Origin of the sequence: Citrobacter sp. RHBSTW-01013 (genome assembly GCF_013781985.1) — a bacterium.
Lineage (GTDB): Bacteria > Pseudomonadota > Gammaproteobacteria > Enterobacterales > Enterobacteriaceae > Citrobacter > Citrobacter braakii.
The window spans coordinates 675,905-701,920 of the sequence record NZ_CP056185.1 but is presented as its reverse complement, the minus strand read 5'-3'; the positions used below and the strand labels follow the sequence as shown (position 1 = coordinate 701,920).

At 53.3% G+C, this 26,016-nt stretch carries 22 protein-coding genes; 11 read left to right on the top strand and 11 right to left on the bottom strand.

The annotated features are described in order from the left end of the window. Positions 1 to 237: 237 nt before the first annotated feature. The 5 genes from HV350_RS03480 to HV350_RS03460 all read right to left on the bottom strand — a co-directional run bounded on the left by HV350_RS03480 (position 238) and on the right by HV350_RS03460 (position 5,191). Entirely contained in the window at positions 238 to 561 is a 324-nt protein-coding gene (locus tag HV350_RS03480) for a DUF1889 family protein (protein WP_071524484.1), read from the bottom strand. Positions 562 to 674: 113 nt separating this feature from the next. After that, positions 675 to 2,486: a diol dehydratase reactivase subunit alpha gene (locus HV350_RS03475; protein ID WP_181629796.1), complete on the bottom strand. Its 1,812-nt coding sequence runs from the start codon at positions 2,484 to 2,486 to the stop codon at positions 675 to 677. A gap of 10 nt (positions 2,487 to 2,496) precedes the next feature. Next, the gene (locus HV350_RS03470; protein WP_016154578.1) at positions 2,497 to 2,925 is read right to left on the bottom strand and encodes a diol dehydratase small subunit; all 429 of its coding nucleotides are present in this window, start codon (positions 2,923 to 2,925) and stop codon (positions 2,497 to 2,499) included. A gap of 2 nt (positions 2,926 to 2,927) precedes the next feature. Then, the gene (locus HV350_RS03465) at positions 2,928 to 3,512 is read right to left on the bottom strand and encodes a propanediol/glycerol family dehydratase medium subunit (RefSeq protein ID WP_016154579.1); all 585 of its coding nucleotides are present in this window, start codon (positions 3,510 to 3,512) and stop codon (positions 2,928 to 2,930) included. An 11-nt stretch (positions 3,513 to 3,523) separates the two neighbouring features. Next, a complete protein-coding gene (locus tag HV350_RS03460) occupies positions 3,524 to 5,191 on the bottom strand; it encodes a propanediol/glycerol family dehydratase large subunit (protein WP_016154580.1) in 1,668 nt (555 codons plus the stop codon). A gap of 391 nt (positions 5,192 to 5,582) precedes the next feature. On the opposite strand from HV350_RS03460, the gene HV350_RS03455 reads away from it, so the two are divergent. The 4 genes from HV350_RS03455 to HV350_RS03440 are packed head-to-tail and all read left to right on the top strand — an operon-like array spanning position 5,583 to position 8,098. After that, a complete protein-coding gene (locus HV350_RS03455; protein WP_181630627.1) occupies positions 5,583 to 6,011 on the top strand; it encodes a heme-binding protein in 429 nt (142 codons plus the stop codon). 22 nt (positions 6,012 to 6,033) lie between these two features. Next, positions 6,034 to 7,197: a 1,3-propanediol dehydrogenase gene (dhaT, locus tag HV350_RS03450; protein ID WP_053389288.1), complete on the top strand. Its 1,164-nt coding sequence runs from the start codon at positions 6,034 to 6,036 to the stop codon at positions 7,195 to 7,197. Between the two features lie 16 nt (positions 7,198 to 7,213). Further along, a complete protein-coding gene (locus tag HV350_RS03445; RefSeq protein ID WP_016157512.1) occupies positions 7,214 to 7,567 on the top strand; it encodes a glycerol dehydratase reactivase beta/small subunit family protein in 354 nt (117 codons plus the stop codon). Beyond that, positions 7,568 to 8,098, top strand: a complete 531-nt coding sequence (locus HV350_RS03440; protein WP_181629794.1) for a cob(I)yrinic acid a,c-diamide adenosyltransferase — start codon at positions 7,568 to 7,570, stop codon at positions 8,096 to 8,098. It abuts the gene before it with no gap. On the opposite strand, the gene dhaR is transcribed toward HV350_RS03440, so the two are convergent. Both dhaR and HV350_RS03430 read right to left on the bottom strand, forming a co-directional pair. Next, positions 8,076 to 10,001 (bottom strand): dihydroxyacetone kinase operon transcriptional regulator DhaR, encoded by a 1,926-nt coding sequence (gene dhaR / locus HV350_RS03435; protein WP_016154585.1) that lies wholly within the window; start codon positions 9,999 to 10,001, stop codon positions 8,076 to 8,078. The genes HV350_RS03440 and dhaR overlap by 23 nt on opposite strands. 92 nt (positions 10,002 to 10,093) lie before the next feature. After that, entirely contained in the window at positions 10,094 to 11,191 is a 1,098-nt protein-coding gene (locus HV350_RS03430) for a glycerol dehydrogenase (RefSeq protein ID WP_016154586.1), read from the bottom strand. Positions 11,192 to 11,753: 562 nt separating this feature from the next. Between HV350_RS03430 and HV350_RS03425 the strand changes: the two genes are divergently transcribed. Continuing rightward, positions 11,754 to 13,412: a glycerone kinase gene (locus HV350_RS03425; RefSeq protein ID WP_181629792.1), complete on the top strand. Its 1,659-nt coding sequence runs from the start codon at positions 11,754 to 11,756 to the stop codon at positions 13,410 to 13,412. A gap of 65 nt (positions 13,413 to 13,477) precedes the next feature. Here the strand turns inward: HV350_RS03425 and cfa are convergent, their stop codons facing one another. Next, positions 13,478 to 14,632: a cyclopropane fatty acyl phospholipid synthase gene (cfa, locus tag HV350_RS03420; protein WP_019077741.1), complete on the bottom strand. Its 1,155-nt coding sequence runs from the start codon at positions 14,630 to 14,632 to the stop codon at positions 13,478 to 13,480. Between the two features lie 67 nt (positions 14,633 to 14,699). Between cfa and HV350_RS03415 the strand changes: the two genes are divergently transcribed. Next, positions 14,700 to 15,548, top strand: a complete 849-nt coding sequence (locus HV350_RS03415) for a helix-turn-helix transcriptional regulator (RefSeq protein WP_016154589.1) — start codon at positions 14,700 to 14,702, stop codon at positions 15,546 to 15,548. On the opposite strand, the gene HV350_RS03410 is transcribed toward HV350_RS03415, so the two are convergent. Beyond that, on the bottom strand, positions 15,549 to 16,322 hold the full coding sequence (locus HV350_RS03410) for a siderophore-interacting protein (RefSeq protein ID WP_049040510.1): 774 nt from the start codon (positions 16,320 to 16,322) through the stop codon (positions 15,549 to 15,551). Between the two features lie 236 nt (positions 16,323 to 16,558). Here HV350_RS03410 and HV350_RS03405 point away from each other — a divergent pair, with 236 nt between their 5' ends. Beyond that, on the top strand, positions 16,559 to 17,233 hold the full coding sequence (locus tag HV350_RS03405) for a helix-turn-helix transcriptional regulator (protein ID WP_181629790.1): 675 nt from the start codon (positions 16,559 to 16,561) through the stop codon (positions 17,231 to 17,233). Positions 17,234 to 17,286: 53 nt separating this feature from the next. On the opposite strand, the gene HV350_RS03400 is transcribed toward HV350_RS03405, so the two are convergent. Continuing rightward, entirely contained in the window at positions 17,287 to 18,807 is a 1,521-nt protein-coding gene (locus tag HV350_RS03400; RefSeq protein WP_181629788.1) for a PAS domain-containing methyl-accepting chemotaxis protein, read from the bottom strand. Between the two features lie 430 nt (positions 18,808 to 19,237). Here HV350_RS03400 and ygjG point away from each other — a divergent pair, with 430 nt between their 5' ends. Then, a complete protein-coding gene (gene ygjG / locus HV350_RS03395; protein WP_049259762.1) occupies positions 19,238 to 20,617 on the top strand; it encodes a putrescine aminotransferase in 1,380 nt (459 codons plus the stop codon). Positions 20,618 to 20,707: 90 nt separating this feature from the next. On the opposite strand, the gene HV350_RS03390 is transcribed toward ygjG, so the two are convergent. Beyond that, positions 20,708 to 21,040 carry a tRNA-binding protein gene (locus HV350_RS03390; protein WP_131380152.1) on the bottom strand — a complete coding sequence of 111 codons (333 nt, stop codon included), beginning with the start codon at positions 21,038 to 21,040 and terminating at the stop codon, positions 20,708 to 20,710. Positions 21,041 to 21,249: 209 nt separating this feature from the next. Here HV350_RS03390 and ebgR point away from each other — a divergent pair, with 209 nt between their 5' ends. From ebgR to HV350_RS03375, 3 genes are all read left to right on the top strand, one after another. Beyond that, positions 21,250 to 22,233 carry a transcriptional regulator EbgR gene (ebgR, locus tag HV350_RS03385; RefSeq protein ID WP_181629786.1) on the top strand — a complete coding sequence of 328 codons (984 nt, stop codon included), beginning with the start codon at positions 21,250 to 21,252 and terminating at the stop codon, positions 22,231 to 22,233. 207 nt (positions 22,234 to 22,440) lie between these two features. Beyond that, entirely contained in the window at positions 22,441 to 25,533 is a 3,093-nt protein-coding gene (gene ebgA, locus HV350_RS03380) for a beta-galactosidase subunit alpha (protein ID WP_181629784.1), read from the top strand. Further along, positions 25,530 to 25,979, top strand: coding sequence for a beta-galactosidase subunit beta (locus HV350_RS03375; RefSeq protein ID WP_016154597.1), 450 nt, complete (start codon positions 25,530 to 25,532; stop codon positions 25,977 to 25,979). The genes ebgA and HV350_RS03375 overlap by 4 nt, the downstream gene beginning before the upstream one ends. The last annotated feature ends 37 nt before the right edge of the window (positions 25,980 to 26,016 follow it).

Below are 26,016 nucleotides of genomic sequence, written 5' to 3'. Positions count from 1 at the left end.
TCCTTTTTTTTGGGGTTCTTCCGTAGATGTTGGCGCGAGCCAAAAGGATTCCTGCTGGAACAAATCAATATCTGTTCGCGCCAAAATGTGAAATGAGAGCCGGGAAGAATACGGCAGGCGGGGCCTGAAGATATATTACGGGATGCCTCTGTCCAGCAACAAGCTGGTCACTGTCCCCTTCTGGACGTCGCCATCCAGAGATGGAAACGTCCGTTAGAGTTTGATTCGATAGTCAGCTCAAACTAGCTCTTTGAGCTGCTCCTGCATATAAGTTGAAAAATACTCTGGGTTCTTGATAAGGATGCGGTTACCGGAGGCCACTTTTTCTGCCCATCCGGCCACTTTTTTCGTGAACTCTGGATTCCATCCCTCCTGCTCACCCCGTGCCATCACAGCTTCCGGACTTGCTGGCACACCTAAGTCATGCAAATACTTTAAGATTCCCTTAGCGGTACTTTCATCCATTGAATGGGGTACTGACGCCGAAGTGTTCATACCACCAATAAAATCCAATGCTTTCTCAATTGCTGTTGGCATGCTCTTATCCTTAAAATTAACCACGTGAGAGACACATTTATACTATGTACCCAACTCCGCCGGGATATCAAAGAGAACATCACCTTTATTTGATTTACCCCGCAGCTAAACGCTTGCGGCGGCTGTTTTCTGCACGATTAATTCGCTATCCCGGCCAAAACCAGCCCGGTCGCTACCGCATTACGCGGCCCTTCGGTACCACGGATGTTGCCCTGTCCGGCAACCACGCCGTAATGCGCCAGCGCGTCGGTGATCATCTGCGGGATTTCGAAATCCAGCGAGGAGCCGCCCACCAGCACCACAAAAGTCATATCGCGAATAGAGCCGCCGGGTGACACCTGGCGTAAAGCGCGCAGGCAGTTGGTCACAAAAACTTTCTCTTTGGCCTGTCGGCGCACCAACCGAATTTTTTCCAGCGAGGTCTGGTTATCTACTGGGATCAGCTCGCCGTTTTTCAGATAAACGACTTTGGCAAACACTGACGGACTGAGCGGTTCGCGAAAAAACTCCACCGCGCCGTTTTCGTGGCGAATGCTGAACAGGCTCTCCACTTTTGCCAGCGGGTATTTTTTAATTTCCTCCGCCAGAAACGGATCGCTTAAGCCCAGCTCGGTTTGAATCAACAGGCTGACCATATTCCCCGCGCCAGCCAGATGGACCGCTTTCACAACGCCATCGCTATTGATAATGGCGGCATCGGTGGAGCCTGCGCCTAAATCGAGGATCGCCAGCGGTGCAGCACATCCGGGCGTTGTTAACGCACCGGCGACAGCCATGTTGGCCTCCACTCCGCCGACTTCAACCGGGATGTTTAAACGGGCGCTCAGCTCACTGGCGATGGCCTGCATCTGTAAGCGATCGGATTTCACCATCGCCGCAATGCCAACGGCGTTCTCCATTGAACACTCCCCGGCAATACCGCCCTGCACCTTGCGCGGAATAAACGTATCCACCGCCAACAGATCCTGAATATACACCGCGTGCATGTCGTGACCGGTCAGCGAGGCCATCACTTTACGCACCCGCTCCAGCATGCCGCCTGCATGCGTACCTGCTTCACCACGAATATCGCACACGGACGCACAGGTGCTCATCGCCTGCATAATGGCCTGTGCGCCTTGCGCTACGTCGGCTTCACCGCCACGCTTTTCGCCGCGGATAAAGATCTTACCCGCCGGGATCACCCTTGAGCGCACATCACCCTGCGGGGTTTTCAGCACCACGGCGGAACGGTTGCCAATTAGCGCCCTGGCGATGGGGACGATAGTTTGCGTTTCCTCGGGCGTCAGGGTAAAAAAGGTCGCGATGCCGTAAGGATTCGACAGCACTCGCACCACCTGTCCTGGGGCCGCCACTTCCACCGCCGCCAGCACACCTTCCGGCACCTTCTCCAGCAGGGTGACTTCATCTACCACTGGCATTGTTCGACGCAGGCGATTGTTCACCAGCACGCCATCATCTTTTTTCAGGATCGCCGCCACCACGTTGACCCCGCGATCCAGCGCCTCATTGATAAACCAAACCGCCTCGAGGAAATCCCTCTCCTCACCGACCAGTGGGATCCAGCCCTGGGCAAACCGCTCTTCGCTCAACGCCGCCAGCTTCTCCACGGCGATAGTGGTTCCCATTCCCACGCCAACGCCGCCGGGCGTTTGCGGGTTATGCCCAATCATTGTTGATTCGGTAATGATGGTTTCAGTGATGGTTTCCATCGCCACATCGCCAATCACCGGTGCAGCCTCGTTGATGCAGATTTTCGCCACGTCCTGAAGCGACCACGGGGTGTTATTCAGCGCCTGCTGCAGGGAGGCCACCACCCCGGCAATATTGTCCCGTGTACCTTTCATACCGGTCGTAGCGACAATCCCGCTGGAGATAAACCGGCCATGCTGCGCCAACGCCACTTCGGTGGTGGCGTTGCCGATATCAATCCCTGCAATTAACGGCATACAACCTCCGTCACTGGCTGCCTTTACGCAGCTTGTTTCTCTGCTGATACACCTCTGCCGACTCGCGGACAAACCCGGCGTTCACCGTGGCATGCCAGGTATGTTCCAGTTCATCGGCAATGGCCTGAAGCTCGGCGAACGAAGAACGAAACGGCCGCAGCGCGTTGTAAATTTCAAGAATACGGGCATCCGGGATTGCTATAAGCTCCGCCGCACGACGGAAATTACGCGCCACGGCGTGACGCTGCATCTGTTCGGCAATCTGCGCCTGGTACTCCAGCGTTTGCTGAGAAATACGCACATCCTGCGGACCTACACGGCCCGCCAGCACATTCTCAAGGGTAATCTCGGTTAGCGGTTTGCCGGTAGGAGTCTGGATTTTCTCCGGGCAGCGGGTCGCTAATGGATAATCCTGCGCGGTCATGATGTTGTCGTTCATGGTCATTCCCTTACGAGTGCAATATGCAGCGTGACAGGCGCAGCATCCTGCACCACGTGTTTGGTTTCTTTGATATGAAACAGCGCGGCCTTGGCCATAAATTTGGGGCGTACCATCTGGTCATTAACCACTGGCACTGGCGAAGGCGACTCTTTACGTGCATAGCGCGCGGCGTTTTTACCAATCTGGCGATAGGTTTCCAGCGTCAGCAGCGGAGCCTGAGAGAACAGCTCAAGGTTGCTCAGAGGCAGCAGATCGCGCTGATGAATCACCGTGGTTCCTTTCGACTGGATACCAATCCCGATGCCAGAACCGCTGAGATTTGCCGCATCCCATGCCATAAATGAAACATCCGAGGTGCGCAGAATCCTCACCACCCGAGCATGCAGGCCCTCTTCTTCAATGCCGGCAACCAGTTCTTTCAAAATCGCTTTGTGCGGCATATCAATCAATGTTTTGTGCTGATACTTATCAAAGGCCGGGCCGACGCCTATCACGACTTCATCCACGCGTTCGTCCGCTTTAGCCGCCTCGCCTTCGCTCACCTGCAAGGTGAAAACCGGCTTACGTTCAGTTGTGCATTCCACTGTGTACCGCCTTATTCGATCGAGCCGGGCTGAACCACGCCCGCAATATTTTTAATTTCCGCCCAACGTTCGGCAGAGATGCGATAGCCGGTGCCGGGTCCCTGATAGTCGTTGATGTCATTAACGGCGCTGACGACGTCGAACTGACGATCCAGAATGGCCGACGTTTGCAGGTAATCACCAGTAACACGCTGCCTCAGCATGTTGAGGATATTGCTGGCGATGTCTTCGAAACCGCTGGAACTCAACGCGCCGACGATATCCAGCCCGGTGATATTGCGTTTCATCATCTCTTCCACGGCAGCCAAATCTTCCACCACATTGCGCGCGGGCATATCTTTGCTGCCGTGAGCGTAAGTGGCGGCTTCCACCTCTTCATCGCTAATCAGCGGCAGGCCCAGTTCGCGGAACACCGCCTGAATGGCGCGCGCGGCCTTATTGCGGATGGCGATTGTCTCCTCTTCCGTGACCGGACGCAGGCCCCCATCAACCATCAGATCGCGTTGCAGAATGTTGTAATCATCGAAGTCTTCAGCGTCGAAGTTCGACCCGGCAAACATGTTGTCGTAGTTCGGTACCGCGCTATAGCCGGAGAAGATAAAGTCGGTGCCCGGCAGCATCTGCATCAGGGTGCGAGCAGTACGACGAATATCGGAGTGGGAAAAGGTCTGGTCATTGGCGGAGGCCACTTCAAGGTCGAGCATCGAGGCAATCAGGTTTTCCGCCAGCACCGCGCGAATCCCCGACGGCACAGCGCCGGTCATGCCGATACAGCTGACCGCGCCGTTTTGTAACCCCTGTACGCCCGCGCCTTTGGTGATAAAAATGCAACGCGACTCCAGATAAAGCATCGATTTACTTTCGGAATAGCCCATCAGCGCTTCCGAGCCGGTGCCGGAGGTGTAGCGCATCTTCAGACCACGAGAAGCATACGCCGAGGCAAGAAACGCTTTTGACCACGGCGTATCATCGCCATCGGTAAACACCGACTCCGTGCCATATACCGACACCGTTTCGGCGTAGCTGGTTAGCCCGCGCATTCCCAGTTCCAGCTCCGTGGCCTCTTCAACGGAGCATTGCGTCAGCACGCCGGGGCGACCGCATTGGGACCCCACCAGCAGCGCCAGGGCGTTAAACGGCGCATAGCGGGCGATCCCGACCGTTGTTTCCTGTTCGGAAAAGCCACGGATCCCCGCTTCAGCAGCGTCGGCAGCAATCTGTACCGGGTTATCTTTCAGGTTGGTCACGTGGCACTGATTGGAGGGGGTGCGTCTGGCGCGCATTTTTTGCAGCGCCATCATCATCTCCACCACGTTCATTTGCGCCATCACCTCCACCGCTTTCGCCGGGGTGATGGCAGTCGTAATGGCAATGATCTCTTCCCGACTGACGTGGATATCCACCAGCATTCTGGCGATCTCCAGCGCGTCGAGCTGCATGGCGCGCTCGGCCTCGGGCACGTTAATCGCGTAATCGGCAATGAACCGGTCAATCATGTCGAACTCGGCGCGGCTCTTGCCGTCCAGCTCAACAATACGACCATTTTCCACCTTCACCGACGAAGCCGGATCGTAAGGGCTTTCCATTGCGATCAGCCCCTCTTCAGGCCATTCGCCAATTAGCCCATCCTGATTTACAGGCCGCTGGGCAAGCACTTCGAATCGTTTTGATCTTCTCATAGTTTATGGACTCAAAAGATAAAAAATAGGGACGCCGGGCCGTATTGCCGGGGACACAACACCCGGCATTCGCCTTTCATCAGCAATAGCCGAACTCTAAATGAGCAGGACAATAAAAAAATAAAATTAATTTCGTTCCAATTTGGCACGTAATAAAAAACCATCGTTTCATATTGAAACGCGGCGCAGGAATATTCACCGCGAATTGTGACGAGGTTAAATGATCATTATCAACAAACGCCACAACAGGAAACTGAACGTAATATTTTTGAAATCCCCACCCTATTGACTTAATAACGCGGGGCGAGAAAATAAGATAAAGCCAATGATAAAAATAGCTGTTGCGCGATATTTTCGTGACCTCAGCCCTACAACCTTTTCAGGAGAGACTGTGAATAAGAGCCAACAAATCGCCACCATTACGCTGGCGGCTGCAAAGAAAATGGCGCAGGCCGTCGAGGCTAAAGCGCTTGAAATCAACGTTCCGGTGGTTTTTTCCGTGGTGGATCACGGCGGGAACACGCTGCTAATACAACGTATGGACGACGCGTTTGTCACCAGCTGTGATATCTCTCTTAATAAAGCTTATACCGCCTGCTGCCTGCGACAGGGTACCCATGAAATTACCGATGCGGTACAACCAGGTGCCTCTCTATATGGCTTGCAGCTCACCAATCAACAACGAATTGTTATTTTTGGCGGCGGTTTACCTGTCATATTAAACGGCAAAGCAATCGGTGCCGTTGGTGTAAGTGGCGGTACCGTCGAACAAGACAGATTATTAGCAGAAACCGCATTGAATTGTTTCTCTGAATTATAATTTAAATCTAAGAAGGTATATTATGAGCTATCGTATGTTTGATTACCTGGTGCCAAATGTGAACTTCTTTGGCCCCAATGCTATTTCCGTGGTCGGCGAACGCTGCAAACTGTTGGGCGGTAAAAAAGCGCTGCTGGTCACTGATAAAGGTCTGCGGGCGATTAAAGACGGCGCGGTAGATAAAACCCTCACACATCTGCGTGAAGCCGGTATTGACGTCGTGGTTTTTGACGGCGTTGAGCCAAACCCCAAAGACACCAACGTGCGCGACGGCCTGGAGGTCTTTCGGAAAGAGCATTGCGACATCATCGTTACCGTTGGCGGCGGTAGCCCGCATGACTGCGGTAAAGGCATCGGTATCGCCGCGACTCACGAAGGGGATCTCTACAGCTATGCCGGGATTGAAACCCTGACCAACCCGCTGCCGCCGATCGTTGCGGTGAATACCACCGCCGGTACCGCCAGCGAAGTCACCCGCCACTGCGTGCTGACCAATACCAAAACCAAAGTGAAGTTTGTGATTGTCAGCTGGCGCAACCTGCCGTCGGTCTCCATTAACGATCCGCTGCTGATGCTCGGCAAGCCAGCCCCACTGACTGCGGCCACCGGGATGGACGCCCTGACCCACGCAGTGGAAGCCTACATTTCCAAAGATGCCAACCCGGTCACCGACGCTGCCGCTATCCAGGCGATCCGCCTGATCTCCCGTAACTTGCGTCAGGCCGTGGCGCTGGGCAGCAACCTGAAAGCTCGCGAGAACATGGCCTACGCCTCCCTGCTGGCGGGTATGGCCTTTAACAACGCCAACCTCGGCTACGTTCACGCGATGGCGCATCAGCTTGGCGGTCTTTACGACATGCCGCACGGCGTGGCGAATGCCGTACTGTTGCCGCACGTGGCGCGTTATAACCTGATCGCTAACCCGGAAAAATTTGCCGACATCGCAGAGTTTATGGGCGAAAACACTGACGGACTCTCCACCATGGATGCCGCCGAGCTGGCCATTCACGCTATTGCCCGCCTCTCCGCCGACATCGGTATTCCGCAGCATCTGCGCGATCTGGGCGTCAAAGAAGCCGATTTCCCGTATATGGCGGAAATGGCACTGAAGGACGGTAACGCCTTCTCCAACCCGCGCAAAGGGAACGAGAAAGAAATTGCCGAGATCTTCCGTCAGGCATTCTGATAACGCAGGGGGCGCAATGTTACTTTCATCACCGGGCGTACACCTGTTTTATCACTCACGCTGGCAGGGTACTCGCGTGCTTGACGAGTTGTGCTGGGGGCTGGAAGAGCAAGGCGTTCCCTGCCGGGCAATCTGTTGCGACGATCATGACTGCGCGCTGGCGCTCGGCAAACTGGCGGCCAAAAGTTCGGCGCTGCGCGTGGGTCTCGGTCTCAACGCCACCGGTGATATTGCCTTAACCCATGCCCAGTTGCCCGAGGATCGGGCGCTGGTCTGCGGACATACCCGCGCCGGGACAGCACAGATCCGCACGCTCGGCGCCAATGCCGGTCAACTGGTTAAAGTTCTTCCCTTCAGCGAGATAAAATAAATGTACCGCATCTATACCCGAACCGGTGATAACGGCACGACCGCGCTGTTTGGCGGCAGCCGTATCGATAAAGACGACATCCGCGTTGAGGCCTACGGCACGGTGGATGAACTGATTTCCCAGCTTGGCGTCTGCTATGCCAGCACGCGCCAGGCCGAGCTACGCCAGGAACTGCACGCTATGCAGAAGATGCTGTTCGTACTGGGGGCGGAACTCGCCAGCGATCAGAAAGGACTCACACGCTTAAAACAGCGTATTGGCGAAGAGGATATTCAGGCGCTGGAGCAGCTTATTGACCGCAATATGGCGCAAAGCGGCCCGCTCAAAGAGTTTGTTATTCCGGGGAAAAATCAGGCATCGGCACAACTGCACGTTGCGCGAACCCTGACGCGTCGGCTGGAGCGGATCCTCATCGCGATGGGCAGAACGCTGACGTTACGCGATGAGGCCAGGCGTTATATCAATCGACTGTCGGATGCGCTGTTCTCGATGGCCAGAATCGAAGAAACTACTCCAGATGTTTACGCTTAAACTGGCTGGCATCAATGTCGTACTGCTTCATCTTACGCCACAAGGTGGTGCGACCAATATTCAGCAGTTGCGACATCTCCTGAACACGCCCACTGGTCACGCGGGCGGCATGGATAATCGCCTCTTTCTCGATGGCGGTAAAGGTCAGGCTGGCGGGCAGCAGTGAAGATGCCGTCTCCAGACCAGGACGTTCGGCAAACAGATAATCCGGCAGATTGCTCAGCCGAATATGGCCGTTATCGCTGCTGATGGCGATGTTTTCAATAATGCTGTTCAGCTCAAAATCATTACCCGGCCACGAATAGGCCACCAGTTGTGCCAATGCGTCGTCGTCGATCTTCAGGCTGGATGAAAAGCGTTTTTTCAGGCTATTCAACCGCGTATAAATCAGCGATGGAATACTGTTACGCCGCGCCCGCAGCGGCGGGATTACGATCTCAAAAGAGTGCAGCGCGTAATACAACTGACGGCTAAAGCGGTTTTGCTCCACCAGATTCGCGAGATCAACCGTAGTGGTGGCGATCACTTTGACATCCACAGGAATCAGCCGCCGGGCATCCAGGCGGGTTAAAACGCCCTGCTTGATCACCTGCAGCAGCGCGGATTGTAACTCCGGCGCCAGATATTCAATTTTTTCCAGAAACAGCGTGCCGCCGTTCGCCAGTTCAAGACGGCTTAGCCGACCGTTTTCATCATCAGTAGGCGCACTGCCCATAAAATCCTGCCCCAGTACGCTGTTGGCATACAGCTGGCAGTTCACGGCGATATACGGCCCGCTGGCGCGTTCGCTTTCATTGTGAATGGCCTGACTCAATAGCTCTTTACCGACGCCCTCTTCCCCGCACAGCAGGATCGGGAAACTTCCCCTCGCCGCCTGACGACCAAAGTGGATCAAACGTCGGGTTTCTGGATCGTCTGTCGACATCTGCTCAAAGGTGTGGCTCACCTTGCCGAGCTGGCTGGTCATCAGCTGACGCATTTGCTCCACCGGATGCAGCAGCAGGATAAAGCTGTTGCCCTGCTCTTCAACAATCGGTTTCAGGGTGATGACGGCATCAACAAACTGGTGCTGGCTTTCAAAGGTGACTTCGACATGATTCAGGCCGCGGGCATGTTTGATCGCCCGACGCAGCAGCATGGGGAGATTGAGCAGGTCATTAATATTCTTCCCCTGGCTGGCCTGCGCGTCGAGATGCAAAAGCAGCGCCGCGCGCGCATTGAGGAACTGCAATACGCCCTGTTCGTTCCAGGCCATCACGCCATCATCCATACTCTCCAGCAGCCCGTACATCTGGTTCAGATGGCGGTTGGATTCAGCCAGCAGGCTGTCAGTCAGCAATGAGTTGCCGACTTCTCTGGCAATCGCCAGCGTCAGGGATAAATCAGAAACGCACTCATGCTCTACCAGACAGCACAGCGAGATGGAGCCAAACAGTCGACCATGGTTATCGAATACCGGCGTAGAGCAGAACGACCACGGATGCAACGCCTGTTTAAAGTGCTGATCGCCAGAGGTTTTTGTCGGCTGCCCCGGCATCGTCGCCAGCGACAATGCGCAGCTGCCAATAATGCTTTCCGCACAGTAACTGCCGTCGCGAAAACCGAGCTCCGCCAGTTGCTCCACCGTCTGCGGATCGCCGCAACGGCTGAGAATACAGGCCGATTCATCCAGAATTAGCAACGCGCACGGACGGCCGTCCATAAACTCCCAGGCATCTTCCAGCGCGGCCTGAGCAATCGTCAGCAGCGCCGTTTTGCGACGACAGATCGACTCAAAGGTCAGGCCCTGCGCCTGATGCGGCGCCTGCCAGGTTTCCCGCTGCATAAACTTGCTGCAACGATGCCATGACTGGGCAATGACCGAAGAGACTTCCTTCCCAATGTCCTGAGTGTGCGTCGTCATATCCCTTTCCGCTGTTTTACCATAGACAACCCCTCCGGCAGAGACTGTCAGAGGGGGGAGAAGATGCCGGATAAAAACTTACCGACGACTGATTAACGCGCCAGCCACTGCTGTCCCAGCAGGTCTGCCGTCAGAATCGCGGCATGTACGCTCTCAGGCGTCACCGGGAACGGCATATTGTGGATGGTTTCACCTTCTGCGCAGGTCGCTTTGGCCACGGCCATGATCTTGCCGTCAATGTCGTCTTTCACGCCCATTTCCGCTAACGTTACCGGCAGGCCTACTTTCTGACAGAAATTCAGCACGGTTTCGATCTCTTCCATCGGGCTGTTTTGCAGCACCAGCTGCGCCAGCGTACCAAAGGCGACTTTTTCACCGTGGTACAAATGGTGGCACTCTTCCAGAATCGTAAAACCGTTGTGGATAGCATGCGCCCCTGCAAGACCGCTGCTTTCAAAGCCGATGCCGCTGAGGTAAGTGTTCGCTTCGACAATACGCTCCAGCGCATCAGTCACCACGCCAGCCTGCGCGGCAAAGCGTGCCTTTTCGCCTTCCGCCAGCAGGGTATCATAGCACAGGCGCGCCAGGCTCAGCGCCGCTACGGTGGACTGTCCGCCCGCCATGCTGGTCGCTCTGGCGTCATAACAGGCTTTCGCTTCAAACCAGGTTGAGAGCGCATCGCCCATCCCGGCCACCAGCAGGCGTACCGGCGCTTTGGCAATGATTGCGGTGTCCATCACCACCATATCCGGGTTTTTCGGGTAGATCAGATACTCTTCAAACTCACCGGCTTCGGTATAGATAACGGACAGCGCGCTGGTTGGCGCATCGGTAGAGGCGATAGTCGGGATCACCACCACCGGTAGCTTCTGGTAGTAACCAATCGCTTTGGCGGTATCCAACGTTTTCCCGCCGCCAATCCCAACCACGCCGCGGCAACCATGCTGTTTCAGAATGGCAATCAGGCGATTAATTTCAATATGGCTGCATTCACCGTTGAAGCGTTCCGCGTGGCAGCTAATGTCGTGGCTGTGCAGGCCATTGAGTACCTTCTCTCCCGCCAGCTTCATCACGAAGTCATCCGCAATCACGAAAAAGCTGTCCGCCAGATTTTTAGCATATTGACCAAATAAGGTGGAAGCGTCAGGGCCCTGGAGATATTTGGCTGGAGATTGAATAACTTTTAGCATTCCTTTCATCCTCAAATAAGTACATGTTTTTACATGGTGAGCCCTGGCGTTAACCTGTTTGGCCTGTTGCTGTCGGCAAAAACAGGAGGTACCGGAGCGATGCAATAACTGTATGGCGAGGCGTGAACAAAAAAATCTTTCGTCATTTTGTTCTGATATGAAACAGATAAAAACGACGCACGTTCCATTTTGGAACGCTTATCCACAAAAATGATAAGGTTTGCGATCCCGATCCGTACATTTACCCCCAAATCTCCGGCAAACACGAAGCTCAGTTCCTCTTTTACTCATGCAGTTGTATTAAAACCGGCAAAAAAAAGGCTGGCTGCGCCGTATGAGCGGCGCTGATCGCAGGAGAAAAAAGTCGAGCGAGCTCGCATTATGATCATTCCCCGCTTTTTTAAGTTTCATTTCGGAACAAAAAACAGCATCAACGTTCCGTAATGAAACTCATTTTAGCGTTGTTTTTTTCCACGCTGACTTCGCCAGAATCTCTTCATTGCCTCCGCACCATGATCCTACATTCGGGGGTTTGTCTTTCACTCAACCTCGAGGAGCCGTTATGTCTCAATTCTTTTTTAACCAACGCACCCATCTTGTGAGCGACGTCATCGACGGGGCGATTATCGCCAGCCCATGGAATAACCTGGCGCGTCTGGAAAGCGATCCGGCCATTCGCATCGTGGTCCGTCGTGACCTTAATAAAAATAACGTAGCGGTCATTTCCGGCGGCGGTTCGGGACACGAACCCGCGCACGTTGGGTTTATCGGTAAAGGCATGCTAACCGCTGCGGTCTGCGGCGATGTTTTCGCCTCCCCGAGCGTGGATGCAGTACTGACCGCCATTCAGGCGGTGACCGGTGAGGCTGGCTGTTTGTTGATTGTGAAAAACTACACCGGTGACCGTCTTAATTTCGGTCTCGCCGCCGAGAAGGCGCGTCGCCTTGGCTATAACGTTGAAATGCTGATTGTCGGCGACGACATCTCCCTGCCGGATAACAAACACCCACGTGGCATTGCGGGAACTATCCTGGTGCATAAAATCGCAGGCTATTTTGCCGAACGCGGCTATAACCTCGCCACCGTCCTGCGTGAAGCGCAGTACGCAGCCAGCAACACCTTTAGCCTAGGCGTAGCTCTTTCCAGCTGTCATCTGCCGCAAGAAACCGACGCAGCCCCTCGTCATCATCCGGGTCATGCGGAGCTGGGTATGGGCATTCACGGCGAACCAGGCGCATCGGTTATCGACACCCAAAACAGTGCGCAAGTGGTGAACCTGATGGTGGATAAACTGCTGGCCTCCCTGCCTGAAACCGGTCGTCTGGCGGTGATGATTAATAATCTTGGCGGCGTTTCCGTGGCCGAAATGGCCATCATCACCCGCGAACTCGCCAGCAGCCCGCTGCACTCGCGTATCGACTGGCTAATTGGCCCGGCCTCGCTGGTCACTGCGCTGGATATGAAAGGCTTCTCACTGACGGCCATCGTGCTGGAAGAGAGCATCGAAAAAGCACTGCTCACCGAAGTGGAAACCAGCAACTGGCCGACGCCGGTCCCACCGCGTGAAATCAGCTGCATAGCGTCATCTCAGCGTAGCGCCCGCGTGGAATTCCAGCCTTCGGCAAACGCCCTGGTAGCCGGGGTTGTGGAGCTGGTCACCGCAACCCTTTCCGATCTGGAGACTCATCTGAATGCGCTGGACGCCAAAGTCGGCGATGGCGATACCGGTTCGACCTTTGCCGCCGGCGCGCGTGAAATTGCCAGCCTGCTGCATCGCCAGCAGCTGCCGCTGGATAACCTTGCCACGCTGTTCGCGCTGATTGGCGAACGTCTGACCGTGGTGATGGGCGGTTCCAGCGGTGTGCTGATGTCAATCTTCTTTACCGCCGCCGGGCAGAAACTGGAACAGGGCGCTAACGTTGTCGAAGCGCTAAATACGGGGCTGGCGCAGATGAAGTTCTACGGCGGCGCAGACGAAGGCGATCGCACGATGATTGATGCGCTGCAACCGGCCCTGACTTCGCTGCTCACACAGCCGAAAAATCTGCAGGCCGCATTCGACGCCGCGCAAGCGGGAGCCGAACGAACCTGTTTGTCGAGCAAAGCCAATGCGGGTCGCGCATCGTATCTGAGCAGCGAAAGCCTGCTCGGAAACATGGACCCCGGCGCGCACGCCGTAGCGATGGTGTTTAAAGCGCTAGCGGAGAGTGAGCTGGGCTAAGATGTAACAAGGAGCGCTTCTCAGGTATTTACTGCCTGATGGCGCTTCGCTTATCAGGCAGAACGTTAACGATAAACGCGGATCCCGCCCTCTACGCCGCGACTAAACAGCACCTGCCAAAGTTCAATATCTCTGGCGCGGAAAGCCCCGGCGCAGGCGCATAAATAGTAGTTAAACATTCTTCTGAAGGTGGCGGAATAACGTGATGACAGCTCCGGCCACGCTTGATTAAAGCGCTCGTGCCACGCCATCAGCGTTTTATCGTAATCGCTGCCAAAGTTATGCCAGTCTTCCATCACAAACCGTGATTCGCTGGCTTCGGCAATATGGGAGATCGCCGGTAAGCAGCCGTTCGGGAAAATGTATTTATTGATCCACGGATCGACGCTCATCCCTTTTTTATTGCTACCAATGGTGTGTAGCAGGAACAGTCCGTCCGGTTTTAAACAACGGTCGGCGATGCTGAAATAGGTGTCGTAGTTTTTTGGCCCGACATGTTCAAACATCCCCACGGAGACAATGCGATCGTAGTGTTTATCGAGGTCGCGATAATCCTGCAGCAGAATCTTAACGTCCAGTCCTTCACAGCGCTGCTGCGCCATTTTTTGCTGCTCTTTGGAAATGGTGACGCCTTCCACCGCCACGCCATAATGACGCGCCGCATATTCCGCCAGCCCACCCCAGCCACAACCAATATCGAGTAAACGCATACCCGGTTTCAGTTGTAGCTTCTCACAGATCATTTTTAATTTAGCATTTTGCGCATCGTCTAATGTGGTCGCATCTTTCCAGTAAGCGCAGGAATATTGCATATGCGGATCAAGCATCAGCGCAAAGAGATCGTTACCAATATCATAATGTTCTTTGCCGACAATCCACGCGCGGCTCCGCGACTGCAAATTAAACAGGCGTGCGCTGGCAATACGTAAAATATCTTTCAGGTTACCCGGCATCTGCTGGTCAAGTTTTGCTTTCAGGATTTTGCAGAACAGAATATCGAGCCGCTCGCAGTCCCACCAGCCTTCCATATAGCTTTCGCCAAGCCCTAACGAGCCTTGTTGCAGTACCCGTTTAAAGAAACCGGCATGATGAAGTTGAATGTCCCAGGCACGGGAGCCATTAATCCTGATATCTGCTTGCGAAAGCAGCTCTTTTCCCATTCGGGTCCAGTTATCATTTGTTTCATTGACGATGACAGCATCTGAACAAAGCGAGTTCATGGTATTTACCAAAGGTGGGCTAAAAATTCTTACGCAAGATTATTATGGAAAAAAGAGTGTATGTATTATGATCCGCGGACAAGATCTATCGAGCAGCGGACACACCATCGGGAGCATTGACGATCTATTTATGGAAACTCTCGTGCAAAAACAGTGGAACTCCTTCCCGGATAACTCCATGACGGAACTGCCGCAGGATGTTTACTTTCGCTCTTATGTCCTGGAAGCCAATCATCATGTTCCACAGCATTCACACTCTTTTATGCAGTTTCATTTCGCCCGCAAAGGCAGTATGCGTATTGATGTTGCCGGCAAGTGCTGGATAATCCCGGCGCATTATGGCATCTGGATCCCAAATCATACGGAGCATGCGGTTTGGGCATTGGATGATGTGCATTTAGAGAATCTGGATATTAAACCGAGCTTTCTTGAAGAGAGCATCAATGAATGTAAAGTGGTGGCTATCAGTGATTTCGCCAGAGAGTTTATTCATTACGCCACGAATTTAATTTCGGGCCATTATGATAGCCAGTCAAAAGAGGGCAAGCTGGTTAGCGTCCTGGTCGACATTATTCTGCAGCTTCCGGAAGTCGCTTTTGTATTACCCTGGCCGCAGGATCGCGAATTAACCAAAGTTTGCCGAACAATACAAGAATCCCCGGCGCTGGAGCATTCGGTTGAATACTGGGCGCAGCATCTGGGTATGTCTGCCCGTACCTTTTCACGCCATTTCAAAAAAGAAACCGGATTGCCTTTCAGCGTCTGGAAGCAAAAAATGCGTATTCTGGAATCCGTATTAATGCTGAAGAAAAATAAAAGCGTGACCGCCGTGGCACTCGACGTAGGGTATTCAAGCACCGCGGCATTTAGCTACGCATTCCGCCAGGCGTTTGGCGTGCCGCCATCTAATTACTGATTAACGACGCTGATGCCAGTAAGCCGCTGCGCGAACAAGTTGCTGATCGAACGCCTCGGTTTCAAAGCGAGCACTCAGGTTTTTGACCACCTTACCTTCGCCGGTAATCCAGATGTAATAATCATCTGCAGGTACGCTTAGCTGCGATAAGTGTTCATTCACCGCCTGTTCGTCATGGCCGATAAACCACTGAATAGTAAATCCGTCGAGATGGGCAAAATAGTCCTGGTACGCGGCATCCTGCACACTTACCAGCGCCGTGACGTTCGGACGTACCGCTAAACGGCTGAGCGACTCCAGGCGTCGGCGCAGCGCAGGCATTCCCGATTCATCACACACGTAAACCTGATACGCATAGTCCTCTGGCACCACCAAAGAACCGCGCGGTCCGCCTACCGTCAGCTTGTCACCCTCGCGGGCATTCATCGCCCACGTACTTGCCACGCCACCGTCATGAATATAGAAATCCAGTGCCAGCTCATGGCGTGCTTCGTCATACAACGGCGTGTAATCACGGGATATCGGACGCACGCCGTCAGCCCAGACAATACCTTCATCGGTGACAACCGGCGGCACAAAGTGGCTGCCCGGTTCAGGGAAAAAGACCTTGGTATGGTCGTCAAAGCCGTGTGAGCTAAAACCATCCAGAGCGTCACCGCCCAGTACAATGCGCTGAAAGCCCGCGCTAATACGTTCTACGCGCAGGACGGTAAGTTCCCGAAAACGCAGTTCATTGCGAACGCGCTGCGGGTAGCGTGAGGTGTTTTTTGTCATTTTTTCGCCTTCGGAAAGATAATACGATATATCTAAATTAATTTTTAAATGATAATGATTGCTAATCAGAAAGATTGCAAGCACTTTTTTGATATAGTCGACTTCTGATTAACCGGCTAAAACAACCTCTTTAAAACAGATAAAAATCATAAAGTTAAATAAAAAATATTTTATAGCCTTGCGCAAAAATGATATTTAGATATAAATTAGATATATCTAAAACACATCAGGAGACGATGATGCAAAACCATCATGAAGGTTGCTGCAAGCATACAGAGCACCAACACGAAGGCTGCTGCAAGGGTGAAGGACATCACCACGAAGGCCGCCACAACGAACACCATGCCGGTTGCTGCAAAGGTGAAGAACATCGCCATGAAGGCTGCAACAAAGAACATCACCACGAACAGGGTTGTGGACACCGCCACGGTCGCGGCGGCGGTCGTCGCCAGCGCTTCTTCGGTCACGGAGAATTACGCCTGGTCATTCTGGATATCCTGACCCGCGACGCCAGCCACGGCTATGAGCTGATTAAAGCGATTGAAACCCTGACTCAGGGCAACTATACCCCGAGCCCGGGCGTCGTCTATCCGACGCTGGATTTCTTGCAGGATCAAGAGCTGATCACTATCAGCGACGAGGAAGGTGGGCGTAAACAGATTGCGATCACAACCCAGGGCCAGCAGTGGCTGGATGAAAACTGTGAGCATCTGGAACATATCCACGAACGTATTAAAGCCCGCTGCGTGGGTTTTGAATTACGCAAGAACCCGCAGATGAAACGCGCGCTGGAGAACTTCAAAGCCGTGCTGGACCTGCGGGTCAATCATGGTGATACCAGCGATGCGCAGATCAAAAAAATCATCGGTATTATCGATCGCGCTGCGCTGGATATTACTCAACTGGATTAATCTACAGAGCAGGCGGAACGCGTTTGCCCTGCGTTCCGCCTTTATCGTTAATATTAATGCAGCACCGTAACCGCATCTTCCAGACGACCAGCGCGATGTTTCACCATCGCGGAAATCTGGGCGCTCTCTTCAACCAGTTCGGCGTTTTTCTGCGTAATGTTGCTTAATTCATTCACTGCGCGAGTCAGGCTCGAAAGACCATCTGACTGTTCCAGCGTTGAGTGACTGATTTGGGCGATCAACTGCGTCACGTTTTGCACCTGCGCCACAATATCCTCCATCGTGCGCCCTGCGGCGTGAACCTGGTCAGATCCGGACTGCACCTTATCGGCGCTGGCATCAATCAGCTTGCGGATATCATTGGCTGCACTGGCGCTGCGGCTGGCAAGATGACGCACTTCTCCCGCCACCACGGCGAACCCTTTCCCCTGCTCACCCGCCCGTGCGGCTTCAACAGCGGCGTTCAGGGCCAGAATATTAGTCTGGAAAGCAATATCGTTAATCAGCGTGGTAATGGTGCCGATCCGCTGGGTGCTGTTGGCGATATCGTCCATAGTTTTGATGACGGTATCCATCGCCTCGCCGCCGTGCGTCGCCGCGCTGCTGGCTGCAATGGAGAGCTTGTCGGCCGCGGCGGCGGTCTCTGAGTTTTGCTTCACCGATGCCGCCATCTGATTCATGGTGGTCACCGTTTCCTGCACGTTCTCAACGGTCTGCTGCGTATGCTTGTTTAAATCATCGCTGCCTTTCGCCAGCGTTTCGCTGTCGCTGCGCACACAGCTCACCTGACTGGAGACATCATGGATGAGCCAACGGCACATTAGCCCCAGTTGCCCAACCGCTCGCAGCATCAGGCCCAGTTCATCACTGCGGTTAAGATGCGACACGCTGTTTCGTTCACCGGTCGCCACTTTTAGCGCCTGACGAGCGACATTCTCAATAGGACGCACAATCTGCCATTCGAAAATAGCCGTTCCCAGCATCATCACCAGCGCGCTTATCAGCAGTAACGGCCATTCGGCGCCCATTTGCTGCAATGCGGCCGCCAGTACGATAAACATAATTGCCATTACGCTGCGCACTCGCCAGCGAATCGGCAGCGCCGGGAGTTTACCCAGCCAGCCTTTGCGTACCACCAGTCCTTTATGGATACGTCGGTTGCAACGCCCTTCATTCAGCGCTTTATATAAAGGCTCTACCGCCGCAATCTCCTCGTCAGTGGCCCGGGTACGAATCGACATATATCCGGTGACACGACCTTCCCGTACCATCGGCACCGCATTGGCCCTTACCCAGTAGTGATCGCCATTCTTACGCCGGTTTTTCACAATCCCGCTCCATGGCTCGCCCTGTTTCAGGGTGTACCACATATCCGCAAACGCCGCTTTTGGCATATCCGGATGACGAACCAGATTGTGCGGCTTATCAAGCAATTCATTCAGTTGATAGCCACTGACCTGGACAAAAGTATCGTTCGCGTGGGTGATATAGCTTTGTAAATCGGTGGTCGACATGAGGGTGATATCATCATCCAGCGGTGTATTTTGCTGACTAACGTAGGGATGAGAAGACATGATTGCGTCCTGTGCAGGTTATCTGGTTGTTAACTCTTTCGGCTTATGTTATTTCGGCGATAATTTTTTTATCTTTAGTTGTTAAATTTGATTTAGATCGCAATTTGCGATTAAACCTCAAAATCTGTACGCATTCTAATCCATTGATTTAAAATACTTTCATTCAGTAACTATTCAACTGCACTTCTACCAACGCACCGTCACAGTGCAAACATTGCTCACTTTTAGCGCAGAAAAGTGCTTTTCCGATCTGTTTTCGCGGTCTTAACCTGGGCAAAATGCCAGCAAATGTTAAACATCAGCATTAAATGTTGCGTGAATGAGATGTTTCCTGGTGTTTATCCCGATTTTTGCTAAGCGCGCCGGAATGGCGCAATCACTGCAATACTTAAATCAGTATCATGTGATACGCGAGCTCCGGGAGCATATTTTGAACAGGTTACCTTCCAGCGCATCGGCCCTGGCCTGCAGCGCACACGCACTGAATCTCATCGAAAAGCGCACGCTTGATCATGAGGAAATGAAATCTTTAAACCGAGAGGTGATTGAATACTTCAAGGAGCATGTCAATCCGGGGTTCTTAGAGTATCGAAAATCTGTAACTGCAGGCGGGGATTACGGAGCCGTAGAGTGGCAAGCGGGAAGCCTGAATACGCTTGTCGACACCCAGGGGCAGGAGTTCGTCGATTGCCTGGGTGGATTTGGAATTTTCAACGTGGGGCACCGTAATCCAGTCGTGGTTTCCGCCGTACAGAATCAACTCGCGAAACAACCTCTGCACAGCCAGGAGTTACTTGACCCTCTGCGGGCCATGCTGGCAAAAACCCTCGCCGCGCTGGCGCCAGGTAAACTGAAATACAGTTTTTTCTGTAACAGCGGGACCGAGTCGGTTGAAGCCGCTCTGAAGCTGGCGAAAGCGTACCAATCGCCGCGCGGTAAATTTACGTTCATTGCCACCAGTGGCGCATTCCACGGCAAATCACTGGGAGCACTGTCCGCCACGGCTAAATCAACCTTCCGCAAACCCTTTATGCCGCTGCTGCCGGGTTTCCGCCATGTGCCGTTTGGCGATATTAACGCGATGCGCACCATGCTCAGCGAGTGTAAAAAGACCGGTGACGACGTCGCAGCCGTGATCCTCGAACCTATCCAGGGTGAAGGGGGCGTGATCCTGCCACCGCAAGGGTATTTGCCCGCCGTGCGTAAACTTTGCGATGAGTTTGGCGCGCTGATGATCCTTGATGAAGTGCAGACCGGCATGGGTCGTACCGGCAAAATGTTCGCCTGCGAGCACGAAAATGTGCAGCCCGACATTATGTGTCTGGCCAAGGCGCTGGGCGGCGGCGTGATGCCAATTGGCGCAACTATTGCCACTGAAGAGGTGTTTTCCGTTCTGTTCGACAATCCCTTCTTGCATACCACCACGTTTGGCGGCAACCCGCTCGCTTGTGCGGCTGCGTTAGCCACCATAAACGTCCTGCTGGAGCAAAATTTACCGGCTCAGGCGGAGCAGAAAGGCGATATGTTGCTGGATGGTTTCCGCCAGCTTGCGCGGGAGTACCCAGACCTGGTGCATGATGTACGCGGTAAAGGCATGCTGATGGCAATTGAGTTTGTCGATAATGAAATCGGCTACAACTTTGCCAGTGAGATGTTCCGCCAGCGGGTACTGGTTGCCGGCACGCTAAACAATGCAAAGACGATCCGTATCGAACCGCCGTTAACGTTAACGATCGAGCAATGCGATCTGGTATTGCGATCGACGCGCAAAGCCCTGGCAGCATTACGGGTGAGCGTGGAGCAGGTGTAATACAGGTCGGATGGCGCTGCGCATCTCAGGCTTACGGGATCAAATGTAGGTCGGAGAAAAGCGTAGCCGCCATCCGGCAATTAGCACAACTTAAACAATCCGCACACCCGCAGGCATAAGGCGTTCTGGCGTCAGCAGCACGCTTTCGCTGCCATCTTCCGTCTCAGCGCACAGCAACATGCATTCTGACGTTTCCCCGCGCATTTTGGCCTTTTGCAGATTACACAGCACCACCACCGTTTTCCCCATCAATTCCTCTTCGCTGTAATAAGGCACCAGGCTGGTCACGGTTTGCAGCGTACGCTCTCCCACATCCACCTGCACGATATACAGCTTATCAGCATTGTCATGGCGCTTTACCTGTGCGATTTTTCCAACACGTATTTCCATTCGGGCAAAATCAGCAAATGCGACGGTATCCATTGTGTTCTCCTTTGGTAAAATTTTACTAAATACTAGCAAAATATTTTCTTGGCATGGTTCTCAAAAGCGGGAAAATGACGTAGTCATCACACTCTGAAAGCCCAGTTTTACCCCAGGCATATCAATTAAACGTACTTTTTTTACTGAAAACAGATGAATAGATAAGCACTTCATTTACAATGCGCAGGTAACTCAGGGAAAAGGCAAACATGGCAACACTTAAAGACATCGCAATCGAAGCTGGCGTGTCCCTGGCGACAGTGTCCCGGGTTTTAAACGATGACCCCACGCTGAATGTAAAAGAAGAGACCAAGCATCGCATTCTGGAGATCGCGGAAAAACTGGAGTACAAAACCAGCAGTGCTCGTAAAAACCAGACCTGCGCGCTCGGCCCCCAGCATATTCTGGCGCTCTACAGCTACCAGCAGGATTTGGAAATCAACGATCCTTACTATCTCGCTATCCGTCACGGAATAGAAACCCAGTGTGAGAAGCTGGGGATCGAACTGACCAACTGCTATGAGCACAGTGGGCTGCCGGAGAACAGAAACATTACCGGCATTCTTATTGTCGGCAAGCCTTCTCCGGCTTTGCGTAATGCGGCAACAGCGCTTACCGACAACATCTGCTTTATCGATTTCCATGAACCCGGCAGCGAATATGACGCCGTCGATATCGATCTGGCCCGCATCAGTAAAGAGAGCATCGACTACTTCATCGCCCAGGGCGTCACTCGCATTGGCTTCATCGGCGGTGAAGACGAACCCGGCAAGGCAGATATCCGTGAAGCCGCGTTTGTCGAATACGGTCGTCTGCAGCAGGTCGTTTCTGAACAGGACATCTATCGCGGCGGTTTCTCCAGTTCATCAGGGTATGAACTGGCCAAAAAAATGCTGGCGAAAGCCGACTATCCCGGTGCCCTGTTTGTGGCTTCAGACTCGATTGCTATTGGCGTTCTGCGCGCCATTCACGAGCGTGGCCTGAACATTCCGCAGGACATTTCGCTGATTAGCGTTAATGATATCCCGACAGCGCGCTTCACCTTTCCTCCGCTTTCCACCGTTCGCATCCATTCAGAAATGATGGGCAGTCAGGGCGTCAACCTGCTGTTTGAGAAAGCCCGCGATGGGCGTGCGCTTCCTCTGCTGGTTTTTGTTCCCAGCAAGCTGAAACTGCGCGGCACCACCCGCTAAAATCCCCAGTAAACACGCCCGGTTTCTTCAGATGCCGGGCGCGCATTGTCATGCATTATTTTCTGCGCCCCCATTATTTTCGTGATCCAGTTAAAGTAAATCACCTCACCCGCTATATTTTAGTAAAACTTTTACTAAAATCATCATCAATTACACTTACTCACCATTACAATGAATGGTTCCGATTTTTCTCCACCGGGAGGCCTTATGAATCGCTGGGAAAACATTCAGCTCACCCACGAAAATCGACTGGCGCCACGCGCATATTTTTTCTCTTATGACTCCGTTGCGCAGGCTCGCTCGTTTGCCCGCGAAACCAGCAGCCTCTTTCAGTTGCTAAGCGGTCAGTGGAATTTTCAATTCTTTGAGCATCCGCTGCAGGTGCCGGAAATCTTTACGTCGCAGTTGATGAATGACTGGGGCAGCATCACCGTCCCAGGCATGTGGCAGATGGAAGGACACGGCAAACTGCAGTATACCGACGAAGGTTTTCCTTTCCCGATTGATGTCCCCTACGTTCCGACCAATAACCCCACCGGAGCCTACCAGCGCATTTTCTCCCTCAGCGAAGGCTGGCAGGGCAAACAAACGCTGATTAAATTTGATGGCGTAGAAACCTACTTCGAAGTTTACGTGAATGGTCAGTACGTCGGTTTCAGCAAAGGCAGCCGCCTGACGGCTGAATTTGATATCAGCGCGGTGGTAAAGACCGGTGACAACCTGCTGTGCGTTCGCGTAATGCAATGGGCTGATTCCACTTACGTTGAAGACCAGGACATGTGGTGGTCGGCGGGAATTTTCCGCGACGTCTATCTGGTAGGCAAACAGGCGACCCATATTCAGGATTTTACCGTTCGCACCGAGTTCGATGATGACTATCGCGACGCCACCCTCACCTGCGACATTGCGCTGGAAAACCTGGCTTCCACGCCAGCGATGGCGTCGCTCGAATACACCTTGTTTGACGGTGAGCAGGCGCTGCATAGCGGCGTGATTAACAATCTGGCAGTGGATCAACACACCCGCACCGCTTTTAATTTCAAGGTTAGCGCGCCGCAGCAGTGGTCAGCGGAATCGCCGTATCTTTATCATCTGGTGATGACGCTGAAAGATGCCAACGGCAATCTCCTTGAGGTCGTGCCACAGCGGGTCGGATTCCGCGATATCAAAGTTCGCGACGGTCTGTTTTACATCAATAACCGCTACGTGATGCTGCATGGCGTTAACCGCCACGATAACGATCATCTTAAAGGCCGTGCGGTTGGCATGGATCGCGTTGAAAAAGATCTGCTGTTAATGAAGCAGCACAACATCAATTCCGTGCGTACCGCCCATTACCCGAACGATCCGCGCTTCTATGAATTGTGCGATATCTACGGTCTGTTCGTGATGGCCGAAACCGACGTTGAATCTCACGGCTTCGCCAATATCGGCGATATCAGCCGGATAACGGACGATCCGCTGTGGGAAAACGTCTACGTTGAGCGCATCGTGCGCCACATCCATGCACAAAAAAACCACCCGTCGATCGTCATCTGGTCGCTCGGCAACGAATCCGGATACGGCTGTAACATCCGCGCCATGTATCACGCCGCGAAAGCGCTGGATGACACGCGTCTGATCCATTACGAAGAAGATCGTGACGCCGAAGTGGTGGATATCATCTCCACCATGTACACCCGTGTGCCGCTGATGAATGAGTTTGGCGAATATCCACATCCTAAGCCGCGCATCATCTGCGAATATGCTCACGCCATGGGCAACGGTCCCGGCGGGCTGACGGAATATCAGAACGTCTTTTATCAGCATGACTGCATTCAGGGACACTATGTCTGGGAGTGGTGCGATCACGGGATTCAGGCCAAAGATGACGACGGCAACGTCTGGTACAAATATGGCGGAGACTACGGCGACTATCCGAACAACTACAACTTCTGCCTTGATGGCCTGATTTATTCCGATCAAACCCCGGGGCCGGGTCTGCAAGAGTACAAGCAGGTGATTGCGCCAGTAAAAGTACGCGCACAGGATCTGGCTCGCGGCGAGCTACGGGTAGAAAACAAATTGTGGTTTACCACGCTTGACGACTACACCTTGCATATTGAGGTTCGCGCCGAAGGAGATACGCTTTCTGCTCAGCAGATAAAACTGCGCGACGTCCCTCCTAACAGCGATACCCTGGTGCAATGCACACTGCCGGAACTGGATGCGCGCGAAGCGTTCCTCAACGTCATCGTGACGAAAGATTCCCGTACGGCATACAGCGAAGCCGGGCACCACATCGCGACTTATCAGTTCCCGCTGAAGGCCAGAACGGCGGCTGCCGTACCGTTTAGCCAGCAAAACGCTACCCCTCTGACGCTGGAAGACAGCCGCCAGAGCTGCACCATACGCGGTTATAACTTCCTTCTGACCTTCTCAAAACTGAACGGTAAGCCCATTAGCTGGACCGTTAACGGTGAGGAGCTGATTACCCGCGAGCCGAAGATTAATTTCTTCAAACCAACCATTGATAACCACAAACAAGAGTTCGAAGGCCTTTGGCAACCAAATCATTTACAGATTATGCAGGAGCATCTGCGCGATTTTGCCATTGAGCAAACCGATGACGCGCTGTTGATAACCAGCCAGACGATTATCGCCCCGCCGGTATTTGATTTCGGTATGCGCTGTACCTACCGCTGGCGGATTGCCGCAGATGGTCAGTTGAACGTGGAGCTTTCCGGCCAGCCTTACGGCGAGTACCGGGACATTATTCCGTGCATCGGCTTCACGATGGGCATCAACGGCGATTTGGGGCAGGTGGCGTATTACGGACGTGGTCCCGGTGAAAACTATGCCGATAGCCAGCAGGCCAACATCATCGATATCTGGCGCAGCAGCGTGGATGAGATGTTCGAAAACTATCCGTTCCCGCAAAGCAACGGCAATCATCAGGACGTGCGCTGGGCAACGCTAACCAACCGCCACGGCAACGGTCTGCTGGTGGTTCCGCAGCGCCCTGTCAACCTGAGCGCCTGGCGCTATACGCCAGAAAATATCTTTGCCGCACAGCACTGTAATGCGCTGCAGCGCAGCGATGACATCACCCTGAATCTGGACCACCAGGTGCTGGGCTTAGGCTCCAACTCCTGGGGAAGCGAGGTGCTTGATTCCTGGCGCGTCTGGTTCCGTTCGTTCAGCTACGGCTTCACGTTGTTGCCGGTTTCCGGTAGCGAATCTAGCGCTCAAACCGCCGCCAGCCGCGTCTTTGGTACCGGGTTCTTTTCCACGAATTTGCACAGCGAGAATACAAAATGAGGATCATCGACAACTTAGCGCAGTTCCAACAAATTTACGCATCCGGGAAGAAGTGGCAGCGCTGCGTCGAAGCGATTGAAAATATTGATAATATTCAACCAGGCGTTGCCCACTCTATCGGTGATTCCCTGAGCTATCGCGTGGAGACAGACTCCGCGACCGATGCACTGTTTACCGGTCATCGTCGTTATTTTGAAATCCATTACTACCTGCAAGGACAGCAAAAAATAGAGTATGCCGCCAAAGAGGATCTCCAGGTGGTTGAATATTATCGCGATGAAACCGATCGCGAATATCTGAAAGGCTGTGGAAAAACCGTAGAAGTGCGCGAAGGACAAATGGTTATTTGTGACAACCATGAAGCCTATCGTTTTATTTGTAATAACGCAGTGAAGAAAGTCGTACTCAAAGTCACCATCGAAGATGGTTATTTTCATAATAAATAAAAACACAGGCGGCGCCGACGTTGCGCCGCCAGTACCC